Source organism: Pseudomonas umsongensis (assembly GCF_012647205.1).
Lineage (GTDB): Bacteria > Pseudomonadota > Gammaproteobacteria > Pseudomonadales > Pseudomonadaceae > Aquipseudomonas > Aquipseudomonas umsongensis.
The window spans coordinates 5,779,680-5,792,904 of the sequence record NZ_CP051487.1 but is presented as its reverse complement, the minus strand read 5'-3'; the positions used below and the strand labels follow the sequence as shown (position 1 = coordinate 5,792,904).

At 60.4% G+C, this 13,225-nt stretch carries 13 protein-coding genes and 1 other RNA gene; 10 read left to right on the top strand and 4 right to left on the bottom strand.

Features of this window, described 5'->3' with window-relative positions; genetic code table 11:
- Nucleotides 1-12 precede the first annotated feature (12 nt).
- Nucleotides 13-426 (top strand): ClpXP protease specificity-enhancing factor, encoded by a 414-nt coding sequence (locus HGP31_RS26150; protein WP_007943725.1) that lies wholly within the window; start codon nt 13-15, stop codon nt 424-426.
- Between the two features lie 149 nt (nt 427-575).
- Here the strand turns inward: HGP31_RS26150 and HGP31_RS26145 are convergent, their stop codons facing one another.
- The 4 genes from HGP31_RS26145 to HGP31_RS26130 form a co-directional block, all read right to left on the bottom strand.
- Nucleotides 576-1,154: a BON domain-containing protein gene (locus HGP31_RS26145; RefSeq protein ID WP_008147477.1), complete on the bottom strand. Its 579-nt coding sequence runs from the start codon at nt 1,152-1,154 to the stop codon at nt 576-578.
- Nucleotides 1,151-1,744, bottom strand: coding sequence for a phosphoheptose isomerase (locus HGP31_RS26140; protein WP_007972584.1), 594 nt, complete (start codon nt 1,742-1,744; stop codon nt 1,151-1,153). The genes HGP31_RS26145 and HGP31_RS26140 overlap by 4 nt, the downstream gene beginning before the upstream one ends.
- 104 nt (nt 1,745-1,848) lie before the next feature.
- A complete protein-coding gene (locus tag HGP31_RS26135; protein ID WP_020800838.1) occupies nt 1,849-2,211 on the bottom strand; it encodes a YraN family protein in 363 nt (120 codons plus the stop codon).
- Nucleotides 2,211-4,022 carry a penicillin-binding protein activator gene (locus tag HGP31_RS26130; protein ID WP_020800839.1) on the bottom strand — a complete coding sequence of 604 codons (1,812 nt, stop codon included), beginning with the start codon at nt 4,020-4,022 and terminating at the stop codon, nt 2,211-2,213. The genes HGP31_RS26135 and HGP31_RS26130 overlap by 1 nt, the downstream gene beginning before the upstream one ends.
- A 208-nt stretch (nt 4,023-4,230) precedes the next feature.
- Between HGP31_RS26130 and rsmI the strand changes: the two genes are divergently transcribed.
- From rsmI to mraY, 9 genes are all read left to right on the top strand, one after another.
- Entirely contained in the window at nt 4,231-5,103 is an 873-nt protein-coding gene (gene rsmI / locus HGP31_RS26125) for a 16S rRNA (cytidine(1402)-2'-O)-methyltransferase (protein WP_168758933.1), read from the top strand.
- 74 nt (nt 5,104-5,177) lie between these two features.
- Nucleotides 5,178-5,531: RNase P RNA component class A (gene rnpB, locus HGP31_RS26120), an RNA gene on the top strand.
- Between the two features lie 356 nt (nt 5,532-5,887).
- Nucleotides 5,888-6,343: a division/cell wall cluster transcriptional repressor MraZ gene (mraZ, locus tag HGP31_RS26115; RefSeq protein ID WP_033040298.1), complete on the top strand. Its 456-nt coding sequence runs from the start codon at nt 5,888-5,890 to the stop codon at nt 6,341-6,343.
- Nucleotides 6,340-7,287, top strand: a complete 948-nt coding sequence (gene rsmH, locus HGP31_RS26110; RefSeq protein WP_008060265.1) for a 16S rRNA (cytosine(1402)-N(4))-methyltransferase RsmH — start codon at nt 6,340-6,342, stop codon at nt 7,285-7,287. The genes mraZ and rsmH overlap by 4 nt, the downstream gene beginning before the upstream one ends.
- On the top strand, nt 7,284-7,577 hold the full coding sequence (ftsL, locus tag HGP31_RS26105; protein ID WP_020800843.1) for a cell division protein FtsL: 294 nt from the start codon (nt 7,284-7,286) through the stop codon (nt 7,575-7,577). Before rsmH ends, ftsL begins: the two co-directional genes overlap by 4 nt.
- Nucleotides 7,577-9,316, top strand: coding sequence for a peptidoglycan D,D-transpeptidase FtsI family protein (locus HGP31_RS26100; RefSeq protein ID WP_173667183.1), 1,740 nt, complete (start codon nt 7,577-7,579; stop codon nt 9,314-9,316). Before ftsL ends, HGP31_RS26100 begins: the two co-directional genes overlap by 1 nt.
- Nucleotides 9,316-10,779, top strand: a complete 1,464-nt coding sequence (locus HGP31_RS26095) for a UDP-N-acetylmuramoyl-L-alanyl-D-glutamate--2,6-diaminopimelate ligase (protein ID WP_168758932.1) — start codon at nt 9,316-9,318, stop codon at nt 10,777-10,779. Before HGP31_RS26100 ends, HGP31_RS26095 begins: the two co-directional genes overlap by 1 nt.
- Nucleotides 10,772-12,139 (top strand): UDP-N-acetylmuramoyl-tripeptide--D-alanyl-D-alanine ligase, encoded by a 1,368-nt coding sequence (locus tag HGP31_RS26090; RefSeq protein ID WP_168758931.1) that lies wholly within the window; start codon nt 10,772-10,774, stop codon nt 12,137-12,139. Before HGP31_RS26095 ends, HGP31_RS26090 begins: the two co-directional genes overlap by 8 nt.
- A complete protein-coding gene (gene mraY / locus HGP31_RS26085; RefSeq protein ID WP_008016698.1) occupies nt 12,139-13,221 on the top strand; it encodes a phospho-N-acetylmuramoyl-pentapeptide-transferase in 1,083 nt (360 codons plus the stop codon). Before HGP31_RS26090 ends, mraY begins: the two co-directional genes overlap by 1 nt.
- Nucleotides 13,222-13,225: the final 4 nt, after the last annotated feature.

Sequence of the window (13,225 nt, the reverse complement as noted above, 5' to 3'; positions counted from 1 at the left end):
TAAGGAGCCGATATGAACTCCAGTCGACCTTATCTGGTCCGCGCGCTCTACGAGTGGATTGTTGATAACGATTGTACCCCGCACATGCTGGTTAATTCCGAGTATCCCTCGGTGCAGGTGCCGCAAGGCTTTGCCAGTGATGGCCAGATCGTCCTGAACGTATCGCCACAGGCCGTGCGTCATTTGCACATGGACAACGAGGCGGTGAGCTTCGAAGGCCGCTTTGGTGGGGTGCCGCATACCCTGTACGTGCCTATCGCATCGATCCTGGGCATCTACGCCCGGGAGAATGGCCAGGGCATGGTGTTCGATCTGGAGTCGCCCATGGAGGACGAGGAAGAGATCGAGCCGGATGATGATATTCCGCCTCCGGACAGCGAGCCACCGCGACCCAGCGGGCGGCCAAGTTTGAAGGTGGTGAAGTAATAAAAAAGGCGATCCGAAAGGATCGCCTTTTTTATTACTTCACCACCTTCAAGCGTAGAAGCTGTCGAGTGAAACGAGGCTGCGATCTTTTGATTTTGTCTTTTAAGATCAAAAGATCGCAGCCTGCGGCAGTTCCTACAGGAGTGGGGTCAGTCGATGTACTCAAACAGCTTCACAATCTTCTGCACACCGGAAACCCCTTGCACCAGGTTCGTCGCCTGGGCGGCTTCCTGCTTGGTCAGCAAGCCCAGCAGGTAAACGATGCCGTTCTCGGTGACCACCTTGATGCGCGAGCCGGGGATGTTCGGATCGGTGAGCATCTGGGTCTTGATCTTGGAGGTCAGCCAGGTGTCGTTCTGGCGGGCAAGGAAGCCAGAGGGTGGCAGGACCTGCAGTTCGTTGTGGACCGTCTTCACCCGCTGGACGGCGGCAGCGGCCTGTTCGGCCTTGGCCTTGAGGTCGGCACGCGGGGTTTGCCCGGCGAGCAGCACGACGCCGTTGAAGCTGGTGACGACAATGTGCGAATCGTTGTCCAGGGCCGGATCGGCCTTGGCGATGTTGACGCCGACCTTGGTGTCGATCAATGAGTCGTCGATCTTGCTGCCGAAAGTGCGGGTGCCGCGATCATCTTCAATCGGCGCTTCACGGCTGGCATTAACCACCGAGGTGCAGCCGCTGATGCCGAGGCACAGGGTCAGGGCCAGTAGGCCGAGGCGATTAGGGGTCATTCTTCACTCCCGAACAGTTGGCTGTCGATCAAGTCGCAAAGGCAGTGGATCGCCAGCAGGTGGACTTCCTGGATACGTGCGGTAACGTTGGCCGGTACGCGAATCTCTACGTCCTCAGGCAAAAGCAGCGACGCCATGCCGCCGCCATCGCGACCGGTCAATGCTACGACAATCATTTCGCGATCATGTGCGGCCTGGATCGCTTGAATTATGTTTGCCGAGTTGCCGCTGGTGGAAATTGCCAGCAGCACATCGCCCGGCTGGCCAAGAGCACGGATCTGTTTGGAGAAAATTTCGTTGTAGCTGTAGTCGTTGGCGATCGAGGTGATCGTCGAGCTGTCCGTCGTCAGCGCAATGGCTGGCAGGCTCGGGCGTTCGCGCTCGAAGCGGTTGAGCAGCTCGGACGAAAAGTGTTGGGCGTCGCCAGCGGAACCACCATTGCCGCAGGAAAGCATCTTCCCCTCGTTGAGCAAGGCGTTGACCATCACCTGGCTGGCTTGCTCGATGTGCGGTGCAAGTACTTCCATCGCCTGTTGCTTGGTGTCGATACTGGCCTGAAAAAGCTGGCGAATTCGGGATTGCATGTCCATCTGTGTGACCTTAATGAGCGCGGCTGTCCGGCACGTGAATGTGCAGCCCGCAAAGCAAAGAGCAAAAGTGTTGAGTGGTAGTGTCCGGTTCGGGGCGTAGGCAATCAGCTGTCGAAGGCATTTTGCAACCAGTTCAACTGATCGAGGTTGCTGTCGATCGCAACCACGTCGAAGCGGCAAGGGGAGTTTGCCCAGCGCGACTCTCGCTGGAGAAAATACTGCGCGGCAAAAATCAGTTTTTGCCGTTTGCGCTCATCGATGCTATCGAGCGCGCCACCCCATTGAGTGTTCTTTCTGTAGCGAACTTCAACGAATACTACTGTATCGCCCTCCAGCATGACCAGATCAAGCTCGCCGCGTTTACACAACCAGTTCTGCGCCAGTAGCTGCAGGCCGTGTTGCTGAAGATGCTCGAGCGCATGGCGCTCGGCATCTTTACCGCATTGCTGGCGAGACCTTTCAGGCATCAGCGCGGGGTGTTCGGCAAGCGTTGCACCTGACCATTGACGAACTCCGCCCATGGCAACTCACGCACCACTCGCTGGTTCTGGGTCATGCTCAGGCTGCCCGATTGACCTTCGATGCGGCTGTCCGGCAGGGCCTTGAGCTGGCCCAGGCGTGGCGCCAGGCGATAGGCGTCCACGCCCATGGCGTACAGGCGACCCAGGCTGCCGGCCGCTTGCGGCCATTGCGCGGTGACCTGGCGACGCAGAGGGTCATTGGCGTCCAGCAGCCATGGGGTTTCGCAAAAGCGCACGCCATTCATGTCGTTGTACTGGTTGACGTCACCGCTGGCGCTGAAGACGTGGGACGTGGCGTAGACCGGAACGTCACCCGCGTACTGGAAGTTCAAGGTCGGCTTGATCTGCTGCGCCTGTTGGGGCGTTGCGGCGAGGAAAATGAACTCGATGTCCTGGCGACGCGACGGCTGGGCGGCTACCTGCGAGCCAACAGTGGATTGCAAGCTCTTGGCGCGACCTTCACTCTGGCGCAGCTGGAACATGTCGGCAATCTGCTGGGCCAGTTGTACCGGCTGGTCGACACGCTCGGTGGCGACGATGCTGCCACCATTGGCTTGCCAGTCCTGGCTGAACGCCTTGAGTACGCGGTCGCCCCACTCGCCCTTGGGGACCATGATGGCGGCGCGATGCAAGCCATCGGCGCGAGCGCGGCGCGATACTTCGCGGGCTTCGTCTTCAGCGGCCAGGCCGAACTGGAACAGCTGGGCGGGTCCTTGTGCGCCTTCGCTGTAGTTCAGCGCCAACGTGGTGATAGGCAGTTGTGGTCGGGCGCTGAGCTGTTTGACCAGTGGTTTTTCCAGCGGGCCTACCACCAGTTGCACGCCATCGGCCTGGGCCTTGCGATAGAACTCGTCGAGCGAGGTCAGGCGCGAGCTGTCATAGAACTCGATGGCTGGCGGTTTCTGCCCGGCTTGTTGTGCCTGGTAGTGGGCGGCCATGAAGCCTTCGCGCAATGCTTTGCCAACCGATGCCAGCGGGCCGTCCTGCGGCAGGAGCAGGGCGATCTTGCTCAGGGGCTGGCTGGCCAGGTCCTTGAGGTTGGTCAGCGGCAGTGGAAGCTGTTTGGCGGCCGGGTGTTTCGGATTCTGGGCGCGCCAGTTGTCGATCGCCGCCTGCTGCTGCTCCAGGGTGCCGGCAGATTTCACTGCCAGCGCCAGGGCCATCCAGCCGCCAAGATCGTCGGTGGTGGTTGGCTGCAATTGGTCGGTCGGCAGCGAAGCGATCAAGACCCAGATCGCCTCGTGGTTCTTGCTGGCGGCTTCACCGCTGAGCAGTGGGGCGATGAAGATGCGTTCCCGTGCGGCGGCGAGGGTTTGGCCATCGGCTTCAAGGGCGCGGGCGCGAACGGTGCCGGTGCGCACCTGTTGCTCTTCCGGCATTTCACCGAGGCGCTGCAGGCTTGGATGGCTCAAGGCGGTTAGCGCGGCTTTCGGTTGGTTGCGCGTCATGGCCAGTTCGGCCGCCAGGGTGTTGGCGAAGATCTGCTGGCCCGGCTTGAGTGTTTCCACTGGGACCTGTTGCAGGATCTGCGCGGACTGGCCGGCATTGCCCTGGCGATAGGCCAGGTCGGCTGCGCTCAGGCGCAGCAGCGCCGCGTCTTCCGGCGATTTGCTTTGGGTGGCCTTTTCGAGCAGTTGCTCGATGCTGGCATCCGGGGTCCGTGGAAGTTCGCCAAGGCTGGAGGAGGGCGAGCTGGCGCAAGCCGCCAGCAAGGCAGCGAGGCATAGGGCAGAGAACAGCCGCAGGCAAGCGATCATGTAGTGTTCCTGATACTCGATCAAATTAGCGTGGAATTGTACCCAAGCACTGGCCGGGGCGCGATGTTGGTCGTGCGAATCGACCAATTTAGCGGGTGTAAATGTTGCTGTGCGCCACAAAAGGCCGCAAAAGCGGGTGTCGCTTGCCCGTATCGCGAGCGTCGCTACGCGTTACAATGGCCGTTTTACCGATCATGAGGTGTGCGCTTTGACTGCTCCAGGTGCTTTGAATTCCGCTGCTGGCTCGCTCTATGTGGTGGCGACGCCCATCGGCAACCTGGACGATATCAGTGCCCGGGCGCTGAAGATTCTGCGTGAGGTCGCCTTGATTGCCGCCGAGGACACCCGTCACTCCCAGCGCCTGATGCAGCATTTCGGCATTCCCACGCCCCTGGCTGCCTGTCATGAGCATAACGAGCGTGATGAAGGTAGCCGCTTTATTACCCGCTTGCTCGCGGGTGACGATGTCGCATTGATTTCCGATGCCGGCACGCCGCTGATTTCCGATCCTGGCTATCACCTGGTTCGTCAGGCGCGTGCGGCGGGTATCAACGTGGTGCCGGTGCCGGGGGCTTGTGCGTTGATTGCGGCGCTGTCGGCGGCGGGTTTGCCGTCGGACCGCTTCATCTTCGAAGGCTTCCTGCCGGCCAAGGCAGTGGGGCGTCGTGCGCGCCTGGAGCTCATCAAGGAGGAATCGCGCACGCTGATTTTCTATGAGGCGCCGCACCGTATCCTCGAATGCCTGCAGGACATGGAACAGGTGTTCGGTGCCGAACGCCCGGCTTTGCTGGCGCGGGAGTTGACCAAGACGTTCGAAATGCTCAAGGGCTTGCCGCTCGCCCAATTACGCGAGTTCGTCGAGTCGGACAGTAATCAGCAGCGGGGTGAGTGCGTGGTGCTGGTGGCGGGGTGGACGGCTCCCGAGGAAGAAGGCGCTGTCAGCAGTGAGGCGATGCGGATCCTCGATCTGTTGCTTGAAGAGATGCCGCTCAAGCGTGCAGCGGCGTTGGCCGCGCAAATTACCGGCGAGCGCAAGAATGTTCTCTATCAGGTCGCGCTGGATAAACAGAAAGGCGAGTAAAACCGACGCGCTGGCGTGGCCGGAGGCGTTTATCACTTGTTCTTCGGTCGCTCTGCCGTTAACCTTCGCGGCGGAGAGTCGATCGGACAGTCGCTGCCCTCTATGAAAATTAGGGGGGGGAGGAAAGTCCGGGCTCCATAGGGCGAAGTGCCAGGTAATGCCTGGGAGGCGTGAGCCTACGGAAAGTGCCACAGAAAATAACCGCCTAAGCGCTTCGGCGCCGGTAAGGGTGAAAAGGTGCGGTAAGAGCGCACCGCACGTCTGGCAACAGTTCGTGGCTAGGTAAACCCCACTTGGAGCAAGACCAAATAGGGTCCCAAGGCGTGGCCCGCGCTGGGACCGGGTAGGTTGCTAAAGGTGTCCAGTGATGGCCATCGTAGACGAATGACTGTTCAAGACAGAACCCGGCTTACAGATCGACTCTCCACCTTTTTTCTCCCCTCTGCTTAACTCATTGAGCAGGGGCCTGATGATGGCAATTACCCTCCTTTCCCAAACGTCCGCATTATCACTTTCGTAATACCAAAAAAATCTTACTCTTAATAAATCACTTTAACTTCCGAGCGCAGCCCCTTGTGCTGATTCAAGTTATTGGGCGTTTTCATCTGCCTGATCCTGCTTGCTCCCCTCTATATGCTCCTAAATCTCAGTTCTGTAAGGGTTTTCCTTTAAAGCGCGCCTTGACGGTGCGGTGGGCGCATTCCTATAGTGTGCGCAAGTGGCGGAAAGTGGCATGAAGTGGGTTTTTTGAGCTAGAAACGCTAGAATTTGGAGAAACGCTGACGTGTTTCGCGGAGCCAACGCTATCAGTCTCGATGCAAAGGGCCGTCTCGCCATGCCGAGCCGGTACCGTGACGAGCTGGTTTCGCGAAGTTCCGGGCAGTTAATTGTCACAATTGATGCCGTTGATCCGTGTTTGTGTGTTTACCCCCTCGATGAGTGGGAAATTATTGAAACCAAACTGCGCGCACTGCCTTCGCTTCATGAAGCGAACCGTCGTCTGCAACGTTTACTGATTGGTAATGCCGTCGACCTCGAGCTCGATGGCAGTGGTCGTTTTCTGGTTCCGCCGCGTCTTCGTGAATATGCCAAGTTGGATAAGCGCGCGATGCTGGTAGGCCAACTGAACAAGTTCCAATTGTGGGACGAGGATGCCTGGGATGCGGTTGCTGCCGCTGACCTGGCTGCTATTCAAGAACCGGGCGCGATGCCTGACGAACTGCGTGAATTGATCCTGTGACTATAGATAGCGGCTTTAACCACATCACCGTACTGCTTGACGAAGCCGTCGAGGCTCTCGCCGTACGTCCTGATGGCTGCTATCTGGACGGCACGTTCGGACGCGGCGGACACAGCCGGTTGATCCTCAGCCGGCTCGGTCCCGATGGTCGGTTGCTAGGGTTCGACAAAGACCCTCAAGCGATTGCCACCGGGCAGACGCTAGCGGCCGAAGACGGCCGCTTTGTCGTTGTGCAGCGCAGCTTTGCCGAGCTGGGTGCGGAAGTCGCCGCGCGCGGCATGAACGGCAAGGTCAGCGGTGTATTGCTCGACCTAGGCGTCTCTTCGCCACAGCTGGATGACCCGGAGCGCGGTTTCAGTTTTCTCAACGATGGTCCGCTGGACATGCGCATGGACCCGTCCCGCGGGATCAGCGCGGCCGAATTCGTCAACACCGCGCCCGTGGAAGAAATCGCCCGAGTGTTCAAGGAATACGGCGAAGAGCGGTTTTCCGGGCGCATGGCCCGTGCCGTCGCCGAACGTCGCGATATCAAGCCGTTCGAGCGCACTGCCGATCTGGCTGAAGTCCTGAAAGTGGCGAATCCTGCCTGGGAAAAGGGCAAGAACCCGGCAACCCGTGCATTCCAGGGCCTGCGCATTCACGTCAACAACGAACTGGGCGATCTGGAAGCCGGCCTTGAAGCGGCGCTGGAGAGCCTGGAAGTGGGCGGTCGCCTGGTGGTCATCAGCTTCCATTCGCTGGAAGATCGCATCGTCAAGCTGTTCATGCGCAAGCTGGTTAAAGGCGAAGCCGACAACCTGCCACGCAACCTGCCGGTTCGGCACGTCGCCTTCGAACCGAAAATCAAGATCCATGGCAAAGCGCAGACGGCCTCCGATGCCGAGCTGAAGGCCAACCCACGTTCGCGCAGTGCTGTCATGCGTGTGGCGGAGAAGCTGCGGTGAGCAAGCTTTTCGCCAAGCCACTGCCCGGCGGAAGCTTTTTCATGCTGCTGTTGTTCGTTGGCGTGCTCGTTTCGGCCATAGGCGTGTCCTACAGCGCACACTGGAACCGTCAGTTGCTGAACGCGTTGTACAGCGAGTTGAGCGTGCGCGATAAGGCGCAGGCCGAATGGGGGCGCTTGATTCTCGAACAAAGCACCTGGACCGCCCATAGCCGTATCGAAGTGTTGGCCACTGAACAACTGAAAATGCGCATTCCCGGTGCCGCCGAAGTGCAGATGGTGGCGCCATGATGAAACTCGAAGGTGCTCTTTTTCCATGGCGCTTCCGCCTGGTGCTGGGTCTGCTCGGCGTCATGGTGGCGGCGATCGCCTGGCGCATCATTGACCTGCAAGTGGTCGACCGTGCCTTTCTCAAAGGCCAGGGCGATGCGCGCAGCGTTCGGCATATTCCGATCCCGGCTCACCGTGGCCTGATCACCGACCGAAATGGCGAACCTTTGGCCGTGAGTACGCCGGTCACCACCCTGTGGGCCAATGCCAAGGAAATGCAGCTGGCCAAGGAAAAATGGCCGGCACTGGCTGCCGCGCTGGGGCAAGACCCCAAGGCCCTGGCCGAGCGCCTAGAGGCACAGGCCAACAAGGAGTTCATTTATCTGGTGCGCGGGCTGACGCCTGAGCAAGGCCAGGCCGTACTCGACCTGAAAGTGCCGGGTGTCTATGGGATCGAAGAGTTCCGCCGTTTCTACCCGGCTGGTGAGGTCACGGCCCATATGGTCGGCTTTACCGACATTGATGACCACGGACGCGAAGGTGTCGAGCTGGCCTACGATGAATGGCTGGCCGGGGTCCCCGGCAAACGGCAGGTGATCAAGGACCGGCGCGGCCGGTTGATCAAGGATGTCCAGGTTACCAAAAACGCCAAGGCCGGAAAGCCCTTGGCGTTGTCCATTGACCTGCGCCTGCAGTACCTGGCCAACCGCGAGTTGCGCAACGCGATCATCGAGAACGGCGCCAAGGCCGGCAGCCTGGTGATCATGGACGTGAAGACCGGCGAAATCCTCGCCATGGTCAACCAGCCGACCTACAACCCGAACAACCGCCGCAACCTGCAACCGGCGATGATGCGTAACCGCGCGATGATCGACGTGTTCGAACCGGGTTCGACCATGAAGGCGATCTCCATGAGCGCCGCGATCGAAACCGGGCGCTGGAAACCGAGCGATACCGTCGAGGTGTATCCGGGCTCCTTGCAGATCGGCAAGTACACCATCAAGGACGTATCCAAGTCCGAAGGGCCGGTGCTCGACCTGGCTGGCATCCTGATCAATTCCAGTAACGTCGGCATGAGCAAGATCGCGTTCGATATCGGTGGCGAGACGATTTTCCGTCTCGCTCAGAAAGTCGGTCTGGGCCAGGATACCGGCCTCGGCTTCCCGGGCGAGCGTGTCGGCAACCTGCCGAACTACCGCGAGTGGCGCAAGGCTGAAACCGCCACGCTGTCCTACGGCTACGGTGTTTCCGTGACGGCGATCCAGTTGGTTCACGCGTTCTCGGCGTTGGCCAACAACGGTCGCCTGGCGCCACTGACACTGATCAAGACCGACAAGGCGCCGCAGACTACCCAGGTGCTCCCGGAAGCCGTCGCGAAGACCATGCAAGGCATGCTGCAGCAAGTGATTGAAGCGCCGCGCGGTGTATTCCGTGCACAGGTGCCGGCCTATCACGTGGGCGGCAAGTCGGGTACCGCGCGTAAAACGTCGGTCGGTACCAAAGGCTACGCCGAGAACTCCTACCGCTCGCTGTTCGCCGGTTTCGGCCCGATGAGCGATCCACGCTACGCCATCGTGGTGGTGATCGACGAGCCGACCAAGGCTGGTTACTTCGGTGGCCTGGTCTCTGCGCCGGTGTTCAGCCGCGTGATGTCCGGCACCCTGCGTTTGATGAACATCACCCCGGACAACCTGCCACCTACCCAACAAGCGAACGCAGCGCCGGTCGTTCCACTGAAAGCCAATGGAGGGCGCGGCTGATGTCTCTGAGCCTGAACAAGATTTTCCCCCACGCCGGCCACGATCTGTTGATCCGTGAATTGGCGCTCGACAGCCGCAACGTACGCGCCGGCGACTTGTTCCTCGCGGTGCCGGGCGGCAAGTTCGATGGCCGTGCGCACATTGCCGATGCGCTTGCGCGCGGCGCGTCGGCCGTAGCTTATGAAGTGGAAGGCGCCACGGTGCTGCCAATCACTGACGTGCCGCTGATTCCGGTCAAGGGGCTGGCGGCGCAGTTGTCGGACATCGCCGGGCGCTTTTATGGCGAGCCGAGCCATCACCTGAAACTGGTGGGCGTGACCGGCACCAATGGCAAGACCAGCGTGACCCAACTGGTGGCCCAGGCGCTGGACCTGCTGGGCCAGCACTGCGGCATTGTCGGCACCCTTGGCTGTGGTTTTCATGGCGCGCTGGAAAGCGGCCTGCACACCACGCCCAACCCGATTGCAGTGCAAGCGACCCTGGGCGACCTGAAAAAAGCCGGGGCCAAGGCGGTTGCCATGGAGGTCTCGTCCCACGGTCTGGACCAGGGCCGTGTCACCGCGCTGGCATTCGATGTGGCCGTAATGACCAACCTGTCCCGCGACCACCTGGATTACCACGGCACCATGCAGGCCTATGGCGAAGCCAAGGCCAGGCTGTTTGCCTGGAACGATCTGAAATGCCGGGTAATCAACCTCGACGATGACTTCGGCCGGCAATTGGCCGCCGACAAACGCGAATCGCGGCTGATCACCTACAGCCTGCTCGACAGCAGCGCTTATCTTTATTGCCGCCAGGCGCAGTTCGACGACGAAGGCGTGCGTGCCACGCTGGTCACGCCTCAGGGCGAACACCACCTGCGCAGTACATTGCTGGGTCGTTTCAACTTGAGCAACGTGTTGGCCGCGATTGGCGCCTTGCTCGGTCTGGATTACGCCCTGGACGAAATCCTCAAGGTGCTGCCGAAACTTGAAGGCCCGGCCGGCCGTATGCAACGCCTTGGCGGTGGTACCCAGCCGTTGGTGGTGGTCGATTACGCCCACACCCCGGACGCACTGGAAAAAGTCCTGACGGCCTTGCGCCCTCACGTCAAAGGTCGGCTGCTGTGCCTGTTCGGCTGTGGCGGCGATCGCGATCGCGGCAAGCGTCCGCTGATGGCCGAAGTGGTCGAGCGTTTGGCCGATGGTGTGTTGGTTACCGACGACAACCCGCGTACTGAAGATCCTTCGGTGATCTTCGACGACATCCGTGCAGGCTTCACCGCTGTGGATAAAGTGACCTTCGTTGCCGGCCGTGGCCAGGCGATTGCGCAGTTGATCGCGGGTGCGTCGGCCGATGACGTGATTGTCCTGGCCGGTAAAGGTCATGAGGACTATCAGGAAATCAATGGCGAGCGCCATGCCTTTTCCGATCTGGTCGAGGCCGATCACGCCTTGACCGCGTGGGAGGTGGCCCATGCTTAAAGCCTTGAAACTGAGCGAACTGACCGGCGCGCTGAATGGGCGGTTGATCGCCGCTGATGCGAGCTTCGACGGTGTCAGCATTGACAGTCGTGCAATCAAGCCTGGCCAGCTGTTCATCGCCTTGGCCGGTCCGCGCTTCGATGGCCATGACTATCTCAATGAAGTCGCAGCCAAAGGTGCCGTGGCAGCCTTGGTCGAGCGTGAAGTCGCCGACAGCACGCTGCCGCAATTGCTGGTGAGCGATACCCGCCAGGCATTGGGTCAACTGGGCGCGCTCAATCGCGCGGCATTCACCCAGCCAGTCGCCGCCATCACCGGTTCCAGTGGCAAGACCACGGTCAAGGAAATGCTCGCGAGCATCCTGCGCACCCGCGGTCCGGTGCTGGCAACCCGCGGCAACCTGAACAACGACCTCGGCGCTCCGTTGACCCTGCTCGAACTTGCACCGGAACACAGCGCCGCCGTGATCGAGCTCGGTGCTTCGCGCCTGGGTGAAATTGCTTATACCGTGGGCCTGACCAAGCCCCATGTGGCCATCCTCAACAATGCCGGAACCGCCCATGTCGGCGAGTTCGGCGGGCCGGAAAAAATCGTCGAAGCCAAGGGCGAGATCATTGATGGGCTCGATGCCAATGGCGTCGCCGTACTCAATCTCGACGACAAGGCGTTCGGCATCTGGAAGACCCGCGCTGGCGAGCGCAAGGTGCTGACCTTCGCCCTGAGCAATGTCAGTGCCGATTTCTACGCCAGTGACCTGGCGACCGATGCGCGTGGTTGCCCGGCGTTCAACCTGCACAGTCCTGAAGGTGAGGAGCGCGTTCAACTGAACCTGCTCGGCACCCATAACGTTGCCAATGCCATGGCCGCTGCGGCTGCCGCCCACGCCCTGGGTGTGTCGCTGTTCGGCATCGCCACCGGCCTCGGTGCGGTGCAACCGGTCAAGGGTCGTACCGTCGCGCAACTGGCCAGCAATGGCATGCGCGTGATCGATGACACTTATAACGCGAACCCCACCTCCATGTGCGCTGCCGTTGATATACTGGCCGGCTTTTCCGGTCGCACCGTTCTGGTGCTCGGGGATATCGGCGAGTTGGGCGATTGGGCAAAGCAGGGGCACCGCGACGTGGGCGAGTACGCCCGTGGCAAGGTTTCTGCGCTGTACGCCGTCGGACCGATGATGGTTCACGCCGTCAACGCCTTCGGACCCCAAGCCTTTCACTTCAGCACACAGGCTGAACTGATCAAGGCGCTGGGCGCCGAGCAAGACACAAATACCACCATTTTGATCAAGGGCTCGCGCAGCGCTGCGATGGAAAACATCGTTGCCGCTTTGTGCGGGTCCAGTCCGGAGAAACATTAATGCTGCTGCTGCTAGCGGAGTATCTGCAACAGTTCTACAAAGGCTTCGCGGTCTTCCAGTACCTGACCCTGCGCGGGATTCTCGGTGTGCTGACCGCGCTGGTCTTGTCGCTGTGCTATGGCCCGTGGATGATCCGCACCCTGCAGAACCGTCAGATCGGCCAGTCCGTTCGCAACGACGGCCCGCAATCGCACTTGTCCAAATCCGGCACCCCAACCATGGGTGGCGCGCTGATTCTATCGTCGATTGGTGTCAGCACCCTGTTGTGGGCCGACCTGACCAACCGTTATGTCTGGGTTGTCCTGTTGGTGACCCTGTTGTTCGGTGCCATCGGTTGGGTCGACGACTACCGCAAAGTGATCGAAAAAAATTCCCGTGGCTTGCCGAGCCGCTGGAAGTATTTCTGGCAGTCGGTGTTCGGCCTGGGCGCGGCGATCTTCCTTTATATGACTGCCGCCACCCCGGTTGAAACCACGCTGATCCTGCCGATGCTCAAGGACTACAGCATCCCGCTGGGCGCAGGCTTCATCGTCCTGACCTATTTCGTGATCGTGGGTTCGAGCAACGCGGTCAACCTGACCGACGGCCTCGACGGCCTGGCGATCATGCCGACCGTGATGGTCGGCGGCGGCCTGGGGATCTTCTGCTACCTGTCGGGTAACGTGAAATTCGCCGAATACCTGCTGATCCCTTATGTACCGGGCGCGGGTGAGCTGATCGTATTCTGCGGCGCGCTGATCGGCGCTGGCCTGGGCTTCCTGTGGTTCAACACCTACCCGGCACAAGTCTTCATGGGTGACGTCGGCGCATTGGCGTTGGGCGCGGCCCTGGGCACCATCGCGGTAATCGTTCGCCAGGAAATCGTCTTGTTCATCATGGGCGGCGTGTTCGTGATGGAAACCCTGTCAGTCGTCATTCAGGTTGCTTCCTTTAAGCTGACCGGTCGCCGTGTGTTCCGCATGGCACCGATTCACCACCACTTTGAACTCAAGGGCTGGCCCGAGCCACGCGTGATTGTCCGTTTCTGGATCATCACCGTGATTCTCGTGCTGATTGGCCTTGCCACCCTGAAATTGAGGTAGAAAC

Coding starts and splice junctions, on each gene's coding strand:
- HGP31_RS26090 (WP_168758931.1), top strand. CDS start 10,772: ATGCTTAAAGCCTTGAAACTGAGCGAACTGACCGGCGCGCTGAATGGG.
- HGP31_RS26095 (WP_168758932.1), top strand. CDS start 9,316: ATGTCTCTGAGCCTGAACAAGATTTTCCCCCACGCCGGCCACGATCTG.
- mraY (WP_008016698.1), top strand. CDS start 12,139: ATGCTGCTGCTGCTAGCGGAGTATCTGCAACAGTTCTACAAAGGCTTC.
- HGP31_RS26135 (WP_020800838.1), bottom strand. CDS start 2,211: ATGCCTGAAAGGTCTCGCCAGCAATGCGGTAAAGATGCCGAGCGCCAT.
- HGP31_RS26145 (WP_008147477.1), bottom strand. CDS start 1,154: ATGACCCCTAATCGCCTCGGCCTACTGGCCCTGACCCTGTGCCTCGGC.
- HGP31_RS26130 (WP_020800839.1), bottom strand. CDS start 4,022: ATGATCGCTTGCCTGCGGCTGTTCTCTGCCCTATGCCTCGCTGCCTTG.
- HGP31_RS26150 (WP_007943725.1), top strand. CDS start 13: ATGAACTCCAGTCGACCTTATCTGGTCCGCGCGCTCTACGAGTGGATT.
- HGP31_RS26100 (WP_173667183.1), top strand. CDS start 7,577: ATGAAACTCGAAGGTGCTCTTTTTCCATGGCGCTTCCGCCTGGTGCTG.
- HGP31_RS26140 (WP_007972584.1), bottom strand. CDS start 1,744: ATGGACATGCAATCCCGAATTCGCCAGCTTTTTCAGGCCAGTATCGAC.